This window comes from Corallococcus sp. AB030, from assembly GCF_003668965.1.
Classification (GTDB): Bacteria; Myxococcota; Myxococcia; order Myxococcales; family Myxococcaceae; genus Corallococcus; species Corallococcus exiguus.
The window spans coordinates 1-19,919 of the sequence record NZ_RAWQ01000200.1; the positions used below are offsets into that span (position 1 = coordinate 1).

The window sequence follows — 19,919 nt, forward strand, 5'->3', positions numbered from 1 at the left end:
CCCCACGCCTGGCACGCGCGCGCCGCTGCCGAGCCCCACCGCCGTGAACCCCGGTCCGGCCGCCGAGCCGGGCAACGCCGCCGCCCAGGGTGCCACCGCCGGCACGCCCAAGCCGGCCTCCGCCACGCCGGGCGCGCAGGACCTGGGCACGTCACCCATCGCCCCCGGCTCGGGAGACGGCGCTCGGGGTGACCTCACTCCTGGCGCTCCCAGGGGCGCCCCGGAGGAGGCCCAGACCCAGGCCCCGGGCACCTCCCAGGCCACGAAGCCCTTGAAGGGGCCCATCACCCTGGCCCAGCTGGTGGCGCGGGCGCGCACGCAGGACGCGCGCGTGGCGGAGGCCAGCGCGGAGCTGCGCAAGTTCCAGGCGCTCTATGATCAGGCCCGCTGGGCCTGGTTCCCCCGGTTCGAGATCACCCTGGGCGCGGGCGGCCCCGTCCCCGAGGCGCGCAACAACGGCCTGGGCGGCCCGCCCACCACGGAGGCGTCGCTGGAAGGCGACTGGAACTTCGGCAAGGTGGGCGTGACGGTGTTCTCCACCGGCAACGCGGTGCTGCCGCTGTACACGTTCGGCAAGCTCTCCGCGCTGGAGAAGGCGGGCGAGCAGGGCCCCAAGGTGGGCGCGGCGCTGCGTGAGCGCGTGCGCGCGGAGGCCGGCTTCCAGGCCGCGCAGGCGTACTACGGCTACCAGCTGGCCCGGGCCGGCCTGAAGCAGCTGGAGGACGTGTCCAAGCGCCTCAAGGACGCGGGCGACAAGATCGACGCGCTCCTCAAGGAGGACTCGGATCAGGTGACGAAGCTGGACACCTACAAGCTGGGGTACTTCCGCCATCTGGTGGAGTCTCAGCGCGCCACCGCCGTCCAGGGCGAGCAGTTCGCGCTCACCGCCATCCGGCTCCTCGCCAGCGCGGGTCCGGACGAGCAGGTGGAGGTGATGGAGGAGGACCTGCCGCTCCAGGGCGACGTGAACGTGCCCGACCTGGAGACCTCGCTGAAGCAGGCCAACGAGCGCCGCCCGGAGCTGAAGGCCATCGCCGCGGGCATCATCGCGCGCGAGCAGGAGGTCATCATCCGCGAGCGCAGCTACTACCCGGACCTGGGGCTCGCGGGTTACTACGACGTGCGCTGGACGAGCAGCGCCACGCGCCAGCGCAGCCCGTTCGCGTATGACCCGTTCAACGACCGCACCGCGGGCCTGGGCCTGGTCATCCGGGGCACCTTCGACATCCCCATCAAGGACGCGCAGCTGGCGCAGGCCCGCGCGGAGCTGGACAAGCTGCACGCGCAGGAGCTGACGCTCAAGGCCGGCATCCAGCTGGAAGTCACCCAGGTGCAGAGCCAGCTCGCCGCGTCCTACGCGCGCGCGAAGTCCTTCACGGAGGCGGAGAAGAACGCGAAGCGCTGGGCCACCGCCGCCTACGCCGCCTTCGACCTGGGGACCGGAGACACGCGTGAGCTGGTGGACGCCTTCACCGCGCTGGCCCAGGCCTCCGCCGAGCGCGGCAAGAGCTGGCACGACGTGCGCGTCGGATTGGCGTCACTCGCCCGCGTCACCGGTGCCGTCCCCGCGACGGATGAATAACCCTTCCAGGCTGCCAGTCCTCACAGGTGTCGTCACACCTGAACTTCAAACCGGAGCTTCATCGATATGATTGCTTCCCTGCTTGCCGCCACGCTGCTCGCCGCCGCTCCCGTGAGCCCGCTCAACGTGGTGAAGAACGGCAACGCCGCCGTGCAGAAGGCGGCCAACGCCCCTGGCGCCAATGTGCAGTCCCTGGCGACCGTCGTGGAGTCCTTCGTGGACTTCGAGGAGCTCGCCAAGCGAGCCCTGGGTGAGAAGGCCTGGGCGGGCCTCACCGCCGCCCAGCGCAAGGACTTCACGGAAACCATGACGGGCCTGCTGCGCGCCTCGTACGCCCAGAAGGCCATCGGCCAGGCGAAGGCGGACGTGAAATACGGCAAGGAGAGCGTGCAGGGGACCGAGGCCACGGTCGACACCGAGCTCACCGTGAAGACGGACCAGGTGCCCGTGAACTACCGCCTCTACAAGGCCTCGCCCAAGGCCGACTGGCGCATCTACGACGTGATTACCGACGAGGTCTCCCTGGTGGACACCTACAGCGGCCAGTTCAAGAAGATCCTCTCCACCAAGGGCTTTGACGGTCTGCTGACGACGCTCAAGTCCAAGCGCGCCCAGCTGGAGAAGGAGAACGCCGGCACCAGCGCGGCCTCCGTGAAGGAGTCCGCCGCCGGGGGTTCGGGCGCCGCGCCGCAGGTGAAGTAGGGCAGGGCGCTTCCAAACGACTTCAAGCAGTGACCTTCCGCCCGGGTGCCTCAAGCGCCCGGGCGGAAGTGTTTCAGGGCGACGTCAGACGGGCCGCTGGAACACGCGGTACGTCTTGGAGCGCTGGCCGCCCATGGACTCGATGGCGCGGTTGACCAGGTGGTTGTCCTCCAGCGTCCACGAAATCTCGCCGCCCGTGTACCCCAGCTCCTTCGCGTTGCGCAGGGTGTCCAGGTAGAGGATGGCGTCCAGGCCGCGGCGCCGGTAGCCCTCCTTGATGCCCAGCGTGAGCAGGCGCAGCCGCTTGAGCTTGCGCGACGCCAGCACCAGCTTCACCAGGCCAATGGGCAGGCCGAACGTCGTGAGCCGTCCGTTGGCCGCCTTGAACGCCTCGTTGGCGTCCGGCAGCGTCATGGAGAAGGCGACGGGCTCGCCCTTCACCTCGGCGATCAGCACCAGCTCCGGACGCACGATGGCCTTCATCTCCTTGGCCATGTGCTCGAACTCGCGGTCCGTGAAGGGGATGAAGCCCCAGTTCTTCTCCCAGGCCGCGTTGTAGATCTGCTTGATGCGGGCGACCTCGGCGGGGAAGTCCTTCAGGTTCACCGCGCGCACGGTGACGCCCTCGCGCTGGCGGATCTTCTCCGCGATGCGCGCCACCTTCTCCGGCGGCGGCGTGGACGCGGACAGCTCGAAGGCGAACAGGTCCTTCGCCTTGGTGAAGCCGCACGTCTCCAGCAGCCCCGCGTAGTACGTCGGGTTGTAGGGCATCATCAGCGCGGGAGGGCTCTCGTAGCCCTCCACGAGCAGGCCCCAGTCCTGGTTGGAGGAGAAGTTGGCCGGCCCCAGCACGGAGTCGATGCCGCGCGCCTTCAGCCACGCGCTGGCCGCGTCCAGGAGGCCCCGGGCCACGCCCGCGTCGTTCACGCACTCGAAGAGGCCGAAGAAGCCCTCCTTCGTGCCGTGGAACTCCATGTGGCGCGGGTTCTTGATGGCGGCCACCCGGCCCACCACGTCCTGCCCGCGGCGCGCGAGGAACAGCTCCACCTCCGCGTAGTCGAAGAAGGGGTTCTTCTTCGGGTCCAGGAAGTCGCGGCGCTCCATCTCCAGCGGCGGCACCCAGTTCGGGTCGTCACGGTAGAGCGAGTACGGCAGCCGGATGAACGCCGTCCGGTCCGCCGCGCCGCGCACTGGGGTCACCTGCACGTCGGTGGTCATGGGAGTAGGGGAGGCGGAGGCGTCTTCGTGCTGGGCGGGGTGGGCCATGAGTGGGGCTCAGTTCCTTTCGGCCTGGTTGCCGCCGTCGGAACTGTCGCTGCCGTTGCGCATGAACAGCTGGGCGCCCTTCTCCAGGAGCACGCCACCCAGCTCGCTGCGCTTCTCCCACAGCTTCTTGGGCGCGCCGCCCAGCCGCCGCAGGTCCTCCGGCTGCAGGTTCGCCGCGCGCCAGGTGAGCTGCTCCACCGCGTCGAAGAACTTCCCGGCCATCTCCCGCGACGACATCCGCGACAGCTGCTCCAGGGAGAAGCCCTTGTCCGCGAGCAGGCCCGCGCTGCCCGCCGCCCACGTCTCGCTCGCCTTGTTGCTGCGCACCGCGCTGCCCGGCCGGGCGATCTTCACCGGCTCGTACACCGTGGGGCGCGTCTCCGGGATGACGTTGAGCTTGCGGCCGATCTTCTCGAAGGTGTCCAGCACCTGATCCAGCTGCGCGTCCGTGTGCGTGGCCATGTAGCTGGTGCGGATGAGCGCGTGGCCCGCCTCCACCGCCGGCGGAATCACGGGGTTCGCGAACACGCCCGCCTCGTGCAGCGCGCGCCAGAAGCGGAAGCACTTCACCTGGTCGCCAATGTGCACGGGCACCACCGGCGTCACCGACACGCCCGTGTCGAAGCCCATGGCGCGGAAGCCGTTGTGCATCTTCTCCGCGATGTCCAGCAGGCGCTCGCGGCGCTGCGGCTCCGCCTCGATGATCTCCGTGGACTTGAGCGCCGCCGCGATGGACGCGGGCGTCATGGACGCGGAGAAGATGACCGAGCGCGCCTTGTGGCGGATGTAGTTGATGACCTCGAAGGGGCCCGCGAGCACGCCGCCCAGCGACGCGAAGCTCTTGGAGAACGTGCCCATCACCAGGTCCACGTCCTTCTCCAGGCCGAAGTACTCCGACGTGCCCCGGCCCAGCTCGCCCAGCACGCCCATGGCGTGGGCGTCATCCGTCATCACGCGGGCGTTGTACTGCTTGGACAGCTCCACGATGCGGGGCAGGTTGCAGACATCGCCCTCCATGGAGAACACGCCGTCCGTGACGATGATCTTCCCGGCGCCCGGCTCCGCCGCGGCGAGCAGCTGCTCCAGGTGATCCATGTCGTTGTGGCGGAACTTGCGCTCGGTCGCGAACGACAGGCGCACGCCGTCCACCAGCGACGCGTGGTTCGCGCGGTCGCTGAACACGATGTCGTGCCGGCCCAGGATGGACGCCAGCGCCAGGTTCGTCTGGAACCCGGTGGAGATGACGATGGCCGCCTCACGGTTGAGGAACTTGGCCAGACGCGCCTCCAGCTCCTCGTGCAGCGCCAGCGTGCCGTTGAGCAGGCGCGAACCGGAGCACGTGGTGCCGAACTTCTCCGTCGCCTTGATGGCCGCTTCCTTCACGCGCGGATCCGCCGCCAGGCCCAGGTAGTTGTTCGAACCCACCATGATGACCCGCCGCCCCTCGATCTCCACCTCCGTGGAACCGTGCGACGCCTCGATGGCCCGGAAGTACGGATACAGCCCCGTGGCCTTGGCGATGCGGTAGTCCTTCCAGGTACGGCACTTGTCGAACACGTCGCTCATGGTGGTCTTTCTTACGCGTCGGAGGGTGTGATCCGAGCCGCTTTCCATGTGCAGGGCGCGTTCCAGGATCGGATTGCCCGGCCGCGTGAACACCCAGGGGGTACGACGCGAGGGGGTCAATAAAGAGGGAAAACCGCACTGTCAAGGCGGGGACGGTCCCATTGCACCGGGTGTGGGGCATCAGTGTCAGGGCGCGCCTTGACAGTCATGCCGCATTGGTGGCACGCCGCGCCCCCGGACCTTCGTTCGCCAGTGGATGCTTCTGCACCCAGGGCACACATGGGTTCACACGGGGAATGGGTTGAGAGGGGCCATCTGTTCCGGGGGCCTGGATCATGGCTGGGTTATTGCTATGCCGGCCAGCATCAGAGGAGCAGACGGTGTCTCAAGCACGACGGCAGCGGTGGTTCGAGGGCTTCATCCAGGCAGCGATGTCGCGCCCCTGGCAGGTGCTGCTCGCTGTCGCCCTGGTGACGGTCGCCGCGGGCTTCTTCGCCTCTCGTCTGGAGTTCCGGGGTTCCTTCGTGGAGCTGCTCCCGGAGGGAGCCCCAGAGGTCCGGGATCTGACACGCGTGTCAGAGAAGGCGGGCGGAGACGGCTACCTGGTCATCATGGCCAAGGGGGTGGCCCCGGAGGCCCTGAAGGCCTACGCCACGGAGTTCCAGCGGCGCCTGGAGGCCCTGCCGACGGTCCGCTACGTCGAGCACCACTATGACGTGGCCTTCTTCCGCCGCCACGGCCTGCTTCTCCTGCCCACGGCGGAGGTCGCCTCCCTGCGTCAGGACCTGGAGGCCCGCGTCCGCTACGAGCGGGAGCGCGCCAGCCCCCTCTTCGTGGACCTGGGCACGGAGGAGGCGCCGCCCACCTTCGAGGAGATCGCGAAGAAGCACACCCCGGACACGGCGCTGCCGGAGACGCTGGCGAACAAGGAGGGCACCGAGGTCTACCTGATGATCAAGCCGTCAGGGACGGCGGGGGACCTGGAGTTCGCGCGCAACTTCGTGGCCACGGTGTTCGACACGGGCCGCACGCTCGCGGCGGAGAAGTACCCGGGCGTGACGCTGGAGGCGACGGGCAACTTCCAGAACCGCATCGAAGAGGACGCGGTGATGCGCGGCGACCTGTCCAACGCGGGCATGCTGTCCGCGCTCATCGCCGTAGGCCTCATCCTGCTGGCCACCCGGCGCATCTCCGCGTTGGCGGTGGTGGGTGTGCCGGTGATGGTGGGGCTGGTGCTGACGTTCGCGTTCGCGCAGGGCGCCATCGGTCACCTCAACATCGTGACGGGCTTCCTGGTCGCCATCCTCATCGGCCTGGGCATCGAGTACGGCGTCCACCTGACCATGCGTTACTGGGAGGAGCGCGAGCGGCTCGGCGTGAAGGAGGCGCTCACGGCGGCGGTGCGCGGCACCTTCAGCGGGGCGCTGACGTCCGCCTTCACCAACGCGGCGGCGTTCTTCGTGCTGGTGCTGGCGCAGTTCCATGCCTTCCAGCAGTTCGGCCTGCTCGCGGGCGTGGGCGTGCTGATGGCGGTGCTGTCCGCGTACGCGCTGGGCCCGTCGCTGCTCGCCATCGCGGAGCGCATCCGCCCGTTCCGCCGCGATACGGCAGCCAACGCCCAGGCCTCCGCGCCGGTCGTGGAGTCGGCTCCGGCTCCCGCGAAGGAGTGGCGGCGCTGGCCCACGGGCGTCATCGTCGCGGTGGCGCTGTCGGTGGTGGGCTTCGCGGCGTACTCGGTGGGCATCGCGCCCCGGTTGGGCTTCGAGACCAACCTGCGCAACCTGAAGGGGGACTCGCCGGCGTCGCGGCTGGACGACCACATCACGGAGCAGATTGGCGCGCCGCTCAACCCGGCCATCCTCGCGGTGGATACGCTGGAGCAGGTCCGCGAGGTGGAGGCCGTCATCGCCCAGGTGAAGGCGAAGAACGGCGCCAACTCCGTGTTCCTGCGCACCGCGTCGTTGAGCGACCTGGTGCCCTCCGACGTGGCGGGCCACGAGGCGGAGATGGGCCGTATCCGGACGCTCTTGGACGGGCTGCCGAAGTCCGCCCAGGAGGACCCGCGCGTGAAGGACCTGCGGGAGATGGTGGACGCGAAGCCCTACGGCCTGGACCAGCTGCCGGTGGAGGCTCGCCGCCGCTTCGAGGCGCTGGACGGCAAGGGGATGTTCCTCCTGCTGTTCCCGTCCGTGTCGAACTACGACACGCAGGACCTGCACCGCTGGGCGGGTCAGCTGGATGAGGTGGTGGCCGGGGCGAAGGCGAAGGGCATCGACCTGGCGGTGCTGGACAGCAACCGCATCGCCGCGCGCATCTTCTCCCTGGTGCGCATGGACGGGCCGTTCATCCTCTGGTCCGCGGCGGTGGTGGTGTTCCTGGTCATCCTCGCCAGCCTGCGCAGCTTCAAGCGCGCGCTGCTGGTGGCGGGCCCGCTGTTCCTGGGCATGACGTGCCTGGCGGGCGGGATGTACCTGTTCGACGTCCAGCTCAACTTCATCAACGCGGTGGTGCTGCCCAACCTGTTGGCCATCGCGGTGGACAACTCGGTGCACCTGTTCCACCGGTACGAGGAAGAGGGCCCCGGGTCGCTGGGCCGGGTGGTGCGCAACACCGGCTTCGCGGCGGTGGTGGCCACCCTGTCCAACGCGGCGGGCTACGGAGCGCTCCTCGTGGCGAACCACCAGGGCTTGCGCAGCATCGGACAGATTGCCCTACTAGGGGTCGTGAGCACCTTCCTGGGAACGACGGTGTTCTTCCCGGCCATGCTGGCGCTGTTGGAGCGGTGGAAGGGGCGGCGGTCCGCGGTGGCGCCGGAGTCGGGCGCGGTGGTGCGGAGCCTCAATCTCGGGGGGGCCGGCGAGCTGCCGGCCGAGTCGCCGGGGGAGCGCAAATCGGCGTGAGCATCTGGTCATTCAGCGAAGGCCGCGTGCGGCCCCTCGTGACGTCCTCGGACGAAGCGCTCGTGCGCTTCCGGCAGGTGGACCTCGTCCTCATGGTGGCCTGCTCGGTGGCCGCCCTGGTGTGCGTGGGTCCGGCCCGCTGGGCTCCGCACTCCGGCCGCAACGCGCTCCTCTTCCTCTTCTTCGCGCTGGGCCTGCCGGCCATGCGCATGCTGGAAGCGCGCTTCCCGCGCCAGCCGCTCATCGCCATCGTGGCGGACTTCTGGCTCCTGCCGGTGTCGGCGCTGGCCCACGGGTGGCTGGGGCCCATCGTGGACTGGATGAACCCGGTGGTGAAGGACGCCCAGCTCATCGCGGTGGATCAGAAGCTGTTCGGCTTCCAGACCGCGGTGGCGCTGGCGCACGTGATTCCGCCCTGGCTCAACGACGTGCTGATGCTCTGCTACTACGGGCACTTCATGTGGCCGCTGCTCCTGGGCGTCTACCTGTACGCCCGGGGCAGGGGGTCCACGCCCGCGTTCGACGAGTACCTGCTGGGTCTGGGCCTGCTCCTGGGCTTCAACTACGCGGCGTACTCGCTGGTGCCCGCGGTGGGGCCCCGGTACTTCCTCATCGGCGCGTTCGACGGGCCGGCGACGCAGGGGTGGATCCTCACGCCGCTGTTGGAGTCCATGATGCGCACGCCGGTGTACACCCGGGACTGCTTCCCGTCCGGGCACACCGGGGTGATGCTGGTGGTGCTCTTCTACGCGTTCCGGTTCGCCCGCCGCTTCTTCTGGGTGATGCTCTTCCCGGGCATGGGGCTCATCTTCGCGACGCTGGCGGGGCGGTTCCACTACGCCATCGACCTCATCTGCGCGGTGCCCCTGGTGATGGTGGTGACGGGGCTGGCGCTGGCCCTGTCCCGCTCCGCCCGGCAGCGCGCGGTGGAACAAGGCGCGCGTTCCGTGCCCGCGGACGCTATCGTCCGGCCCTGAACCGCCAGCCGGTCGCCCCGGGGTTCGGGGTGGACGTGCGCTGGCCTCCAGAGGCCTGACCCATGTCCCCCCGGCCCGTGCTCGCGCAACGCGTCTCCCGCTTCGGCACCACCGTCTTCTCCGAGTTCAGCGCGCTGGCCCTGAAGCACCAGGCCGTGAACCTGGGGCAGGGGTTCCCGGACTTCGACGGGCCGGACGCGGTGAAGGAAGCGGCGTGGAAGGCCATCCAGGGCGGCGTCAACCAGTACGCCCCCGGCATGGGCGCCAAGGACCTGCGCAACGCCATCGCCGAGCACGCGCAGCGCTTCTACAACCACGCCGTGGATCCGGACACGATGGTCACCGTCACCAGCGGCGCGACGGAGGCCATCCTCGACGTCATCCTGGGCCTGGTGGATCCGGGCGATGAAGTGGTGGCCTTCGAGCCGTTCTACGACTCGTACGACGCCAACATCGCCTTCGTGGGCGCCACGCCGCGCTTCGTGCCGCTGCGCCCGCCGGACGCGGAGCACACCACGTGGTGGTTCGACCGGGACGAGGTGCGCGCAGCCTTCGGTCCGAAGACGCGGCTGCTCATCCTCAACTCGCCGCACAACCCCACGGGCAAGGTCTTCACGCGCGAGGAGCTGGAGTTCCTGGGCAACCTCTGCGCCGAGCACGACGTGAAGGTGCTGGCGGATGAGGTCTACGAGCACATCGTCTTCGCCCCCGCGAAGCACATCCGCGCGGCCACGGTGCCGGTGCTCGCGGACCGCACGGTGACGGTGAGCAGCGCGGGAAAGTCCTTCAGCCTGACGGGGTGGAAGGTCGGCTGGATCATCGCGCCGCCGCCGCTGCGGGACGCGGTGCAGCGCGCGCACCAGTTCGTCACCTTCGCCACCGCGTCGCCGTTCCAGGCCGCCATGGCCGTGGCGCTGCGACTGCCGGACAGCTACTTCCAGGAGCTGACGGCGCTCTACACGTCCAAGCGCGAGCGACTGCTCACGGGCCTGCGCGAGGCGGGGCTCCAGGCCTTCTCGCCGGAGGGCAGCTACTTCATCCTCGCGGACATCGCCGGGTACGGCTTCGCGGACGACGTGGCCTTCTGCCGGCACCTGGTGACGGAGGTAGGCGTCGCGGGCATCCCGCCCAGCGTCTTCTACGGCCCGGAGCACCGGCACCTGGGACAGCGCTTCGCGCGCTTCGCCTTCTGCAAGACGGAGGGCGTGCTGGACGAAGCCGTGCGCCGCCTGCGCGAGAAGCTGCCCGCCCTCAAGCGCTGAAGCGCGCACGGCCGTGAGCGACTTCTTCGGAGAGCTGTACCTGCGCAGCACGCTGCCGTACCTCTCCGAGGCGGTGACGGCCCGGGAAGTCGACTACCTGTCCCGGGCGTTCGCGGACGTGGAGGGCCCGGTGGTGGACCTGGGCTGCGGCCACGGCCGGCACGCGGCGCGGCTCAACACGGAGGGCTCGCTCGCGGGCAGGGTGGTGGGCCTGGAGCTGGATCCGCTGTCCCTTCGCCTGCGCCGCCCCGGCTTCCCCGTGGTGCGAGGCGACCTGCGGGCGCTGCCCTTCCAGGACGCGACCCTGGGGGGCGCCTACGCCTGGTATTCGACACTCTTCGCCTTCAGCGACGCGGAGCATGTCCAGGTGCTGCGCGAGGTGGCTCGGGCGCTGCGGCCCGGCGGGCGGTTGGTGTTCCAGACGGTTCCCTATGAGCGGCTGGCCGGAAGTCCGGGCGCATCGTTCCGCGAGCGGTTACCGGATGGGAGTCTCCTGGAGGAGGAGAGCCGCTTCGACGCGACGCGTGGAAGGGATGTCGGGCAGCGTCAGCTCACCTTGCCTGACGGTCGCGTGCTGCGGGCGGCGTACACGCTTCGTTACTATCCTCTTGCGGAACTGAAGGGGCTGTTGGAAAGCACGGGCTTTTCGGTGCAGTGGGTGCACGGCGGCCTGGACTCCGCGCCGATGACACCCGAGTCGACCGACCTCATCGTGGGAGCCGGGCGCCGGTGACGGAGCCCCGGACACGTCCAGTGGATCCGAAAGAGACATCGCGAACGCGGGTCGGCCTGCTGGGGCAACTGCCCCGCCGGGTCGACGTGTACGAGGTCGGCCCCCGCGACGGCCTGCAGAACGAGCTCCGCACGCTGCCCACCCGAGACAAGGCGCGGCTCATCAACGCCCTGGTCGCCGCGGGGGAGAAGCGCATCGAGGTGACGTCGTTCGTGTCGCCCAAGTGGATCCCCCAGCTGGCGGACGCGGAGGAGTTGCTCAAGCAGGTGGGCCGCCGCCCCGGAGTCGTCTTCTCCGCGCTGGTGCCCAACCTGAAGGGCCTGGAGCGCGCGCAGGCGGCGGGCCTGGAGGAGGCCGCGGTGTTCATCTCCGCGTCGGAGGCCCACTCCAAGAAGAACATCAACAAGACCATCGCGGAGGCGCTGGCCGGCGCGAAGGAAGTGACGGCCGCCGCCCGCAAGGCCGGCATGCGCGTGCGCGGCTACCTGTCCACCGTGTGGGGCTGCCCCTACGAGGGACACGTCCCGGTGGAGCGCGTGGTGGACATCTGCCGCCAGCTGGTGGACGCGGGCATCTACCAGCTGAGCCTGGGCGACACGATTGGCGTGGGCACGCCCCGGCAGACGGAGGAGATCCTCACGGCGCTGCTCCAGCACATGCCGGTGGACACGCTGGCGCTGCACCTGCACGACACGCGAGGCACCGCGCTGGCCAACGCGCTGGTGGGCCTGTCCGCGGGCGTCACCACGTTCGACGCGAGCATCGGCGGGCTGGGCGGCTGTCCCTACGCGCCGGGCGCCGCGGGCAACCTGGCCTCCGAGGACGCCGTCTTCATGATGCACGGCATGGGCGTGGACACCGGCATCGACCTGGACAAGCTGGTGGAGGCCGGGGAGATCGCCCAGGAGCTCATCGGCCGGAAGCTCGCGGGCAAGTACCTCCAGGCCGCGCTCGGCGAGCGGGACAAGAAGGCCACCCGCCGCGCGCAGACCTGAGCCTCCCCACCGGGGACCACGTTGCTAGTGGTCCCCGATCAGCGCCGGAAGCTTCTCCTCCAGGCCCAGGTGCTGGGCGGCGATCTGCAGCATCTTCCGCTCCTTGCGGTCGATGCGGCCGTCCACCAGGGCCATCTCCACGATGTGGCGCAGGAAGACTTCCGCTTCCGGGCTGCCGCGCGGCACCAGGCGCTCGAAGAGCTGCGGCCCGGCGTTGAGGGCCATCTCCACGTTGGCCCACGACACGCTCCAGCGCTCCGCGCACAGCTTGAGCAGGCGGCGCTCGGCGTTCGAGACCTCGCCGTCCGCGGCGGCGATGGCGGCCATCATGTAGAGCAGCCGCTCGCGCTCCTTCACATCCGTCACCACCCGGTCGCCGTCGCCAACGCCGTCGCCATTGCCATGTCCGCCGACGTCCACGGGCGGGGGCGCCACGGTGCCGCGCTCGGACCGGCGGGCCTCCTGGTAGCGGGCCGCGTTCCGGGACGTGCGCTGCGCGTGGTGGACGTTCCAGGACTCGAAGGGCAGGGCGGACGCGAGCACCCAGTCACGCTCGCCGTTGCCCAGCACCGTGCCGCAGAACTCGCAGGTGTTGGCCGCGCTGTTGGTGGTGGGCGCGTTGCACTGCGGGCAGCGGTCCGTGGACATACCGGTGTCCGTGTTCGTCTTCGCGCCGTGGCGGCGCAGCAGCGTGAAGACCCAGCGCTGCGGCACCGTGGGCAGGCTGGGCGGCTTCTCGTTCGCGGGGCCAATGCCCATGCGAGCGCTCCACCGGATTTCGACCTGCGCCTCGTCGAAGGACTCCGGGTGCACCTCCAGCGCGCGCACGTCCACCGCGCCCACCGCGCACTCCAGGAAGACGCGCCGCCGGCCCTGCTTCGCCAGCTGGCCCAGCTCCGCGTTGAGCTTCGTGAGGGCGTCCGCGTTGGCGACCTTGGTCAGGCGCTGCGTCTCGTTGCGGCTCTGCGCGTCGATCCACTTCCAGAACAGCAGCGACGCGCGGTCCTCCAGCATCTCCAGGTTGAGCGCCGGGTCGTCCGCGCGCGCCTGCATCAGGCCGTCCACCTGCTTGTGGTGGCGCACGTGCTCCACGCCCTGCGTGATTTCAGAGAGCGTCCAGTCGTAGTTACCGGAGTTCACCACCGCGTTGCAGAACTCGCAGGTGTTGGACGCGCCGCCCTTGTAGGGCGCGCCGCAGTTGGGGCACTTGCCCTGGAACAGGTCCTCACCGATGCGCGTCTGCGCACCGGGCTTGCGCACGAAGGTCCACACCTCCGTGAACGTCTCCGGCGCCACCTTGCTGGCGGCGGCCATGGCCTGCGCGTCCGTCTGGTTCGCGGGCACGTCCGTGTCGCGGATGCTGGCGCGCACGCGCACGTGGATGCTGTCGTACCACGGGGTCTGGTGCAGGCCGATGAGCTGCACGTCCAGCACCTTCATGTCCGCGAGCGCGTCGCGCACGCCCTGCGCCTGCATCAGCCCGAGCTGCACGTTGAAGCGCTGCCACGTCGCGTCCGACAGGAAGGGGCGCACCGGCGTCATGTCCCGGCGGAACCACGACTTCTGCAGCTCGATGAAGAGCCAGCGCACCTTCTCCAGCGTGGGCTCCAATTGGAAGGACGGGTCCTTGAGCTTCAGCGCGTTCACCCAACCCTGCACGTCGCGGCCGGACACCTCCGTGCGCACCTCCGCTTCACGCTGATCCAACGCGCGCCGGGTGGTGGCGTCCGGGTGCAGGTTGCGCTTGTAGAGCCAGTACGCGCCGCCGCCGATGATCAGCAGCGGGACGGTCACCTTCGGGTAGAGGAAGATGAGCCGGATCAGGTCGAAGATCAGCCAGAAGGGCAGGCCGTCGCCCCCGCCGCCGCCGTTGTTGCGGTCGCGGCCGGACGTGTAGTGCTCGCCTCCACCGCCGCGTGCCAGGGCCACGAGCGGCAGGGCGAGCACGAGCAGGGCGGACACGGTGACCAGGCCGGGCAGCCACCGCCACGGATGTTTCGTCGTTGAGCGCGAAGACATGGGGCAGGATCCTATCCGTTTACGGCTTGCCAGACTGGGGAACAGGTTTCAGGCTGCGCGCCATTCACGCGGGTCGCCCAGCGCGGCCCGTCACGGGGAGCGAAGATGCCGGAGTTCAAGGTCGAGGCCCGAGGGGCCATCGAGATCTGGACCATCGACGGGGAGAGCCGCCGCAACGCCATCAGCCGCGCGATGCACCAGGAGCTGGACGCGCTCGTGTCCCGCGTGTCCTCCGGCCGCGCCGTGCGCGCCGTCATCCTCACCGGCGCGGGCGACAAGGCCTTCTGCGCGGGCGCGGACCTCAAGGAACGCACCACCATGTCGGAAGACGAGGTGCGCGCCTTCCTCAACGGCCTGCGCGTCACCCTGCGCTCGATTGAAAAGAGCGACTGCGTCTTCATCGCCGCCATCAACGGCGCGGCCTTCGGCGGCGGCACGGAGCTGGCCCTGGCGTGCGACCTGCGCGTCGCCTCGCCCGCCACGGAGATGGGCCTCACGGAAGTGAAGCTGGGCATCATCCCCGGCGGCGGTGGCACCCAGCGGCTGTCCCGGCTCATCGGCCCCGGGCGCGCCAAGGACCTCATCCTCACCGCCCGGCGCGTGAACGCGGCGGAGGCCTTCACCATCGGCCTGGTGAACCGGCTGGCCCCGGAAGGGCACCTGCTGGAGGTCGCCTTCCAGCTCGCGGAGGCCGTGGTGGAGAACGCCCCCGTGGCCGTGGCCACCGCCAAGCACGCCATCGACGAGGGCACCGGCCTGGAGCTGGACGACGCGCTGGCGCTGGAGCTCAAGAAGTACGAGGAGGTGCTCAAGACGGAGGACCGGCTGGAAGGGCTCCGCGCCTTCGCGGAGAAGCGTCCTCCTGTCTATAAAGGCCGCTGAGTCCTCCGAAAGCGACAGGGGCGGCAAGCCCGCGGTTGCCCGCGGACATGCTGCCCCTGGTTGCTTCCCTCAACTCAGCTTCAGGCGCTGGCGGTCTTCTCGCCGCCGATGTTCACGCCCTGCTTGTTGATGTAGCCCATCGCCTTGTCCTTGACGGTGGTGCGCAGCTCCGTGCCGCGGCTCGGGGCCATCAGCAGGGCCACGATGCTGCCCGCGGCGGCGCCCAGCAGGAACGCCCCCAGGCCGCCCATGCCCGCGCGCGCCGGCTTGTACGTCGTCAATCCCACATAGCGCAGCGCGTCGTCCGGGTCGAAGTTGTCCCAGGACTTCCGGGCCACCTTGCCGGCCTTGTCCGCGTAGTCGGGCAGCTGATCCAGCAGCTGGTGCGCAAGGAACTGGCGGTACAGCTTGCTCTTGGCAAAAGCCTTCGCCTGCCACGTCGCCTTCTTCGCTCTGAACATGGGTCCCTCCTGGGCCGGATGCGGTTCACGGGGCGAGTGTGGCCCGCCTGGGTGCACACCCCCCGTGCAGCATGAAGGTAGGCAGGGAGGCCCCAAGCGACACCCCCCGAAGCGCTCCTCCGTGGCCTCATGCGTCGTCCGTTGGACGGCACGGCTGGTGGCCGGCATGGCAAGAAGGCAGCCAGGCCAGGGGTTTCTTGGTATGGGACGACGGCCATGTCCTCAGATCAGAAACTGCTCGAGAAGGTCTCCCAGGTGGAGAAGGGCGGCGCGCCCAAGTACCACGCGAAGAACGCGGAGGCGGGCAAGCTCTTCGCGCGCGAGCGCATCCAGCTGCTCGTGGACGCGGACTCCTTCGTGGAGGACGGCAAGCTCGCCAACAACCTGGACCCGGAGCTGCCCTCCGACGGCGTCATCACCGGCGTCGGGCGCATCGACGGGCGCGCGGTGGCCATCATGGCCAACGACTCCACGGTGAAGGCGGGCAGCTGGGGCGCGCGCACGGTGGAGAAGATCCTCCGCATCCAGGAGACGGCGAAGGCGCTGCGCTGCCCGCTGCTCTATCTGGTGGACAGCGCGGGCGCGCGCATCACGGACCAGGTGGAGATGTTCCCCGGCCGACGTGGCGCGGGCCGCATCTTCTACAACGAGGTCCACCTGTCGGGCTTCGTCCCTCAAATCTGTCTGCTCTTCGGCCCTTCCGCCGCGGGCGGCGCGTACATCCCCGCGTTCTGCGACCTGGTCATCATGGTGGAGGGCAACGCCTCCATGTACCTGGGCAGCCCCCGCATGGCGGAGATGGTCATCGGCGAGAAGGTCACCCTGGAGGAGATGGGCGGCGCGAAGATGCACTGCTCCGTGTCCGGCGTGGGCGACGTGCTGGTGAAGACCGAACAGGACGCCATCGCCGCCGCGAAGCAGTACCTGGCCTTCTTCCCGGAGAACTTCTCCAAGGCCCCGCCGACGGTCGAACTGAAGGCGCCCAAGCACAGCGGCAAGCGCGTGGATGAGATCATCCCGCCGGATCAGAACAAGCCGTTCGACATGCACGCCCTCATCGCGGAACTCATCGACGAGGGCAGCTGGTTCGACGTGAAGAAGCTCTTCGCGCAGGAACTCATCACCGGCCTGGCGCGCATTGGCGGCCGTCCGGTGGGCATCGTCGCGAACCAGCCCAAGTACAAGGGCGGCGTGCTGTTCGTGGACAGCGCGGACAAGGCGGCCCGGTTCATCTGGCTGTGTGACGCGTTCAACATCCCGCTGCTGTACCTGGCGGACGTGCCGGGCTTCATGATCGGCACCAAGGTGGAGCGCGCGGGCATCATCCGCGCGGGCGCGAAGATGATCTCCGCGGTGTCGGAGGCCAGTGTGCCGCGCATCTGCGTGGTGGTGCGCAAGGCGTACGGCGCCGGCCTCTACGCCATGAGCGGCCCCGGGTTCGCCCCGGAGGCCACGCTGGCGCTGCCCCAGGCGATGATCGCCGTGATGGGCCCGGAGGCGGCGGTGAACGCCGTCTATTTCAACAAGATCCAGGAACTGCCGGAGGCCGAGCGGCCAGCCTTCGTCCAGAAGCTCCGCGACGAGTACAAGCAGGACGTGGACATCTTCAAGCTGGCCAGCGAGCTCATCATCGACGCCGTGGTCCCCGGCGACTCCCTGCGCGGGGAATTGATGCAGCGTTATTCGCTTTATGCGGACCGGTTCCAGCCCCGTGCGGAGAAGAAGCACGGCGTCCACCCCGTCTGAAGTTCCCCCACCCGCATTCACGCTCTAGATTCCGCACCCGACCATGGACTTCGAACTTCCTGAAAGCCACCGCGCCCTGCAGGCCTCCCTCCGTGAATTCTGCGAACGCCGCGTGAAGCCGTATGCGCGCGAGTGGGACAAGGACGAGAAGTTCCCCATGGAGGTGGTGAAGGAGCTGGGGCAGCTGGGCGTGCTGGGCATGCTCGTCTCCGACGAGTACGGCGGAGCGGCCATGGACTCGCTCGCCGTGGCGGTGGCCGTGGAGGAGATCGCCCGCTACGACGGCTCGCTCGCGCTCACGGTGGCCAGCCACAACGGCCTGGGCACCAGCCACGTGCGCGTGTTCGGCAACAAGGCGCAGCACCAGCGCTACCTGCCCAAGCTCGCCTCCGGTGAGTGGCTGGGCGCGTGGGGCCTCACCGAGCCGGGATCCGGTTCGGACGCGTCCGGCATGCGCACCACCGCCGTGCGCAAGGGCAACAAGTGGGTGCTCAACGGCGCGAAGATGTTCATCACCCAGGGCACGGTGGGTGACGTGTTCGTGGTGCTGGCGCTCACGTCGCCGGAGAAGCGCCAGAAGGGCATCACCGCCTTCGTGCTGGAGAAGGGCATCCCCGGCTTCAGCCAGCGCTCCATCCACGGGAAGCTGGGCATGCGCTCGTCGGACACGGCCGAGCTCATCATGGAGAACGTGGAGGTCGGTGACGACGCCATCGTGGGCGAGGTCGACCGCGGCTTCATCGACACGCTCAAGATCCTCGACAAGGGCCGCATCACCATCGGCGCGCTGTCGGTGGGCCTCCTGCGCGGGGCGCTGGAGGAGTCGGTGGCGTACTCCAAGGACCGCACCGCGTTCGGCCAGCCCATTGGCGAGTTCCAGGGACTGCGCTGGATGATGGCGGACATGAAGACGGAGCTGGAGGCGGCGCGGCTGCTGGTGCACCGCGCGGCGCGGCTCGCGGACGCGGGTCAGCCGTACTCGGAGGAGGCCTCCATGGCGAAGCTGTTCGCTTCCGAGGCGGCCATGCGCGGGTGCAACAAGGCCGTGCAGATCCACGGCGGCTACGGCTACACGCGCGAGTTCCCCGTGGAGCGCTACCTGCGCGACGCCAAGCTCTGTGAGATTGGCGAGGGCACGAGCGAGATCCAGCGGACCATCATCGCCCGCGAGACCTTCAAAGGCGCCTGATGGATACCGCTCGGCTGCGAGAGCTGGGGCTCCAGGTTCGTGAGGAGCCGTCCGGCGTCGAAGTGGTGCTGGACCTGGAAGCCGCGTCCCTGGTGAATCCCATCACCAAGGACTTCATCACCGAGATCACCTTCCAGGTGATGGGGGACCGGCTCATCCCCATCGCGCCGCCAGCCGTGGTGGGCATGACGCCCATCCTCCTGTCCGCCATCGACGCGGCGGAGGAGATGCAGGCGCTCCTGCTGGACACCTTCAGCGACCACGTCTTCCACCTGCAGCGCCGCTCGGAGGAGCTGCAGCTGTTGGGCCTGCCGGCGGACGTGGATCCGCAGTCGCTGGTGCTGTCCACGGACGTGCGGGAGGGCCAGCTCGCGGTGAAGCTGGTGGCGGACCGGCAGGGCAACTTCCGCATCGCGCAGGCCATCCGCGGGCTCGAGGAGCTGGTCACCGCCGCCGGGCACGTCATCGAGCTGTCCGAGTTCCGCGAGAAGGCCGCGCTGACGGGCTACCTGTCCGCGCTGCTCGGCGAGCCCGTGGCGCGCGCTCCGCAGGCGGCGTCGGGCGCGGAGCCGGTGCGCTTCGTGGAGATTGTAGAGAAGTTCGGCCCGCAGTCGCTGGTGCCGCCGCGCAGCAGCCTGGAGTTGCTGGCGCAGCTGCAGGTGGAGGGCAAGGCCTACCGCTTCGCGGCCGCGCGCATCGCCGGGCGCACCTTCCGGGGCCTCCTGGCGGGCACCCAGGGCAAGGTGTGGGCGGGCCGCTTCGAACTGGATGAGTTCCCCGGCGTCGTGCAGCTGGTGGCCGAGCTGTTGAAGGTCGCTCCCGAGGCCGTGCGACTCGTGGGCCCGGACGCCCCCCAGGAGTGAGCCGCGTGGAGAAGATGACCCTGGTGGAGCGGGTGCAGACCCTGGAGACGCGCCTGGGCGTGCAGTTCTCCAAGCGCGACCTGGCCCTGGAAGCGCTGACGCACAAGACGTACGTCAACGAGAACCGGGACCAGAACCTCAAGGACAACCAGCGCCTGGAGTTCCTGGGCGACGCCGTGGTGGACCTGGCCGTGAGCCACCGGCTGATGGACCGCTGCCCCGGCGTCCCCGAAGGCGAGCTCACCAAGATGCGCGCCCGCATCGTCCACGAGGAGGGCCTGGCCCGCGTGGCCCGGAGCCTGCGCCTGGGCGAGCTGCTCCTGCTGGGCCGAGGCGAGTCCCAGTCCGGAGGCCGCGACAAGAACTCGCTGCTCGCGGACGCGATGGAGGCGGTGCTGGGCGCGGTGTACCTGAGCGGCGGCCTGGAGCCGGCGCTGTCCCTGGTGGACCGCATCTTCGGGGAGCTGGTGGAGGAGGTGGCCTCCGGCGCGGGCCGCCTGGACTACAAGACGCTCCTCCAGGAGCTGGCCCACGAGAAGCTCAAGCTGTCGCCGCGCTACCGCGTGGTGGCGGAAACGGGCCCGGAGCACTCCAAGGTGTTCGAGGTGGAGGTGTGCATTGGGGAGGCCGTGTACGCCCGAGCCAGCGGCCGGAACAAGAAGGAGGCCGAGCAGGCAGCCGCGCGCACCACGCTGGAGCGCCTGAAGGAGGAGTCGGCTTCCCTGGCATCCCCGGCTGTCGTGGCGCCCATCCCGGGAGGTCCTTCACCGGACGAC

At 69.5% G+C, this 19,919-nt stretch carries 16 protein-coding genes; 12 read left to right on the forward strand and 4 right to left on the reverse strand.

Going from position 1 to position 19,919, the window contains the following annotated elements:
* Nucleotides 1–1,582 (forward strand): TolC family protein (locus D7Y15_RS34510; RefSeq protein ID WP_121755242.1); only part of this gene is annotated, 1,582 nt, incomplete at its 5' end.
* A 66-nt stretch (nucleotides 1,583–1,648) separates the two neighbouring features.
* Nucleotides 1,649–2,284, forward strand: coding sequence for a phospholipid-binding protein MlaC (locus D7Y15_RS34515; protein ID WP_120579411.1), 636 nt, complete (start codon nucleotides 1,649–1,651; stop codon nucleotides 2,282–2,284).
* An 84-nt stretch (nucleotides 2,285–2,368) separates the two neighbouring features.
* On the opposite strand, the gene D7Y15_RS34520 is transcribed toward D7Y15_RS34515, so the two are convergent.
* Together D7Y15_RS34520 and D7Y15_RS34525 are read right to left on the reverse strand one after the other, a co-directional pair.
* Nucleotides 2,369–3,550, reverse strand: coding sequence for an N-acetyltransferase (locus D7Y15_RS34520; protein WP_121755243.1), 1,182 nt, complete (start codon nucleotides 3,548–3,550; stop codon nucleotides 2,369–2,371).
* A 9-nt stretch (nucleotides 3,551–3,559) separates the two neighbouring features.
* Nucleotides 3,560–5,116 (reverse strand): aminotransferase class I/II-fold pyridoxal phosphate-dependent enzyme, encoded by a 1,557-nt coding sequence (locus D7Y15_RS34525; protein ID WP_120579413.1) that lies wholly within the window; start codon nucleotides 5,114–5,116, stop codon nucleotides 3,560–3,562.
* A 431-nt stretch (nucleotides 5,117–5,547) separates the two neighbouring features.
* On the opposite strand from D7Y15_RS34525, the gene D7Y15_RS34530 reads away from it, so the two are divergent.
* The 5 genes from D7Y15_RS34530 to D7Y15_RS34550 all read left to right on the forward strand — a co-directional run bounded on the left by D7Y15_RS34530 (nucleotide 5,548) and on the right by D7Y15_RS34550 (nucleotide 11,983).
* Complete coding sequence (locus tag D7Y15_RS34530; RefSeq protein WP_121755244.1) at nucleotides 5,548–8,016, forward strand: RND family transporter; 2,469 nt, start codon at nucleotides 5,548–5,550, stop codon at nucleotides 8,014–8,016.
* Nucleotides 8,013–8,993, forward strand: coding sequence for a phosphatase PAP2 family protein (locus tag D7Y15_RS34535; protein WP_169821505.1), 981 nt, complete (start codon nucleotides 8,013–8,015; stop codon nucleotides 8,991–8,993). The genes D7Y15_RS34530 and D7Y15_RS34535 overlap by 4 nt, the downstream gene beginning before the upstream one ends.
* 62 nt (nucleotides 8,994–9,055) lie before the next feature.
* The gene (locus D7Y15_RS34540; RefSeq protein WP_121755245.1) at nucleotides 9,056–10,255 is read left to right on the forward strand and encodes an aminotransferase class I/II-fold pyridoxal phosphate-dependent enzyme; all 1,200 of its coding nucleotides are present in this window, start codon (nucleotides 9,056–9,058) and stop codon (nucleotides 10,253–10,255) included.
* Nucleotides 10,256–10,268: 13 nt separating this feature from the next.
* The gene (locus D7Y15_RS34545) at nucleotides 10,269–10,988 is read left to right on the forward strand and encodes a methyltransferase domain-containing protein (protein WP_121755246.1); all 720 of its coding nucleotides are present in this window, start codon (nucleotides 10,269–10,271) and stop codon (nucleotides 10,986–10,988) included.
* Between the two features lie 20 nt (nucleotides 10,989–11,008).
* Nucleotides 11,009–11,983, forward strand: a complete 975-nt coding sequence (locus D7Y15_RS34550; RefSeq protein WP_120579417.1) for a hydroxymethylglutaryl-CoA lyase — start codon at nucleotides 11,009–11,011, stop codon at nucleotides 11,981–11,983.
* A 24-nt stretch (nucleotides 11,984–12,007) separates the two neighbouring features.
* On the opposite strand, the gene D7Y15_RS34555 is transcribed toward D7Y15_RS34550, so the two are convergent.
* Nucleotides 12,008–14,002 (reverse strand): TIM44-like domain-containing protein, encoded by a 1,995-nt coding sequence (locus tag D7Y15_RS34555; protein WP_121755247.1) that lies wholly within the window; start codon nucleotides 14,000–14,002, stop codon nucleotides 12,008–12,010.
* A gap of 105 nt (nucleotides 14,003–14,107) precedes the next feature.
* Here D7Y15_RS34555 and D7Y15_RS34560 point away from each other — a divergent pair, with 105 nt between their 5' ends.
* Entirely contained in the window at nucleotides 14,108–14,884 is a 777-nt protein-coding gene (locus tag D7Y15_RS34560) for an enoyl-CoA hydratase-related protein (RefSeq protein WP_120579419.1), read from the forward strand.
* A gap of 80 nt (nucleotides 14,885–14,964) precedes the next feature.
* Here the strand turns inward: D7Y15_RS34560 and D7Y15_RS34565 are convergent, their stop codons facing one another.
* Nucleotides 14,965–15,345: a YtxH domain-containing protein gene (locus D7Y15_RS34565; RefSeq protein ID WP_120597835.1), complete on the reverse strand. Its 381-nt coding sequence runs from the start codon at nucleotides 15,343–15,345 to the stop codon at nucleotides 14,965–14,967.
* A gap of 216 nt (nucleotides 15,346–15,561) precedes the next feature.
* On the opposite strand from D7Y15_RS34565, the gene D7Y15_RS34570 reads away from it, so the two are divergent.
* The 4 genes from D7Y15_RS34570 to rnc form a co-directional block, all read left to right on the forward strand.
* The gene (locus tag D7Y15_RS34570) at nucleotides 15,562–17,091 is read left to right on the forward strand and encodes an acyl-CoA carboxylase subunit beta (RefSeq protein ID WP_120579421.1); all 1,530 of its coding nucleotides are present in this window, start codon (nucleotides 15,562–15,564) and stop codon (nucleotides 17,089–17,091) included.
* A gap of 43 nt (nucleotides 17,092–17,134) precedes the next feature.
* A complete protein-coding gene (locus tag D7Y15_RS34575; RefSeq protein WP_120579422.1) occupies nucleotides 17,135–18,280 on the forward strand; it encodes an acyl-CoA dehydrogenase family protein in 1,146 nt (381 codons plus the stop codon).
* On the forward strand, nucleotides 18,280–19,143 hold the full coding sequence (locus D7Y15_RS34580) for a hypothetical protein (protein WP_169821508.1): 864 nt from the start codon (nucleotides 18,280–18,282) through the stop codon (nucleotides 19,141–19,143). The genes D7Y15_RS34575 and D7Y15_RS34580 overlap by 1 nt, the downstream gene beginning before the upstream one ends.
* Nucleotides 19,144–19,157: 14 nt before the next feature.
* On the forward strand, nucleotides 19,158–19,919 hold a 762-nt coding region (gene rnc / locus D7Y15_RS34585; RefSeq protein WP_233605201.1), incomplete at its 3' end, for a ribonuclease III.

Bases quoted from the DNA above. Each gene is read 5' to 3' on its own strand.
- D7Y15_RS34520 (WP_121755243.1), bottom strand. From the start codon at position 3,550: ATGGCCCACCCCGCCCAGCACGAAGACGCCTCCGCCTCCCCTACTCCC.
- D7Y15_RS34540 (WP_121755245.1), top strand. From the start codon at position 9,056: ATGTCCCCCCGGCCCGTGCTCGCGCAACGCGTCTCCCGCTTCGGCACC.
- D7Y15_RS34530 (WP_121755244.1), top strand. From the start codon at position 5,548: ATGTCGCGCCCCTGGCAGGTGCTGCTCGCTGTCGCCCTGGTGACGGTC.
- D7Y15_RS34555 (WP_121755247.1), bottom strand. From the start codon at position 14,002: ATGTCTTCGCGCTCAACGACGAAACATCCGTGGCGGTGGCTGCCCGGC.
- D7Y15_RS34515 (WP_120579411.1), top strand. From the start codon at position 1,649: ATGATTGCTTCCCTGCTTGCCGCCACGCTGCTCGCCGCCGCTCCCGTG.
- D7Y15_RS34565 (WP_120597835.1), bottom strand. From the start codon at position 15,345: ATGTTCAGAGCGAAGAAGGCGACGTGGCAGGCGAAGGCTTTTGCCAAG.
- D7Y15_RS34525 (WP_120579413.1), bottom strand. From the start codon at position 5,116: ATGAGCGACGTGTTCGACAAGTGCCGTACCTGGAAGGACTACCGCATC.
- D7Y15_RS34575 (WP_120579422.1), top strand. From the start codon at position 17,135: ATGGACTTCGAACTTCCTGAAAGCCACCGCGCCCTGCAGGCCTCCCTC.
- D7Y15_RS34570 (WP_120579421.1), top strand. From the start codon at position 15,562: ATGTCCTCAGATCAGAAACTGCTCGAGAAGGTCTCCCAGGTGGAGAAG.
- D7Y15_RS34560 (WP_120579419.1), top strand. From the start codon at position 14,108: ATGCCGGAGTTCAAGGTCGAGGCCCGAGGGGCCATCGAGATCTGGACC.
- D7Y15_RS34580 (WP_169821508.1), top strand. From the start codon at position 18,280: ATGGATACCGCTCGGCTGCGAGAGCTGGGGCTCCAGGTTCGTGAGGAG.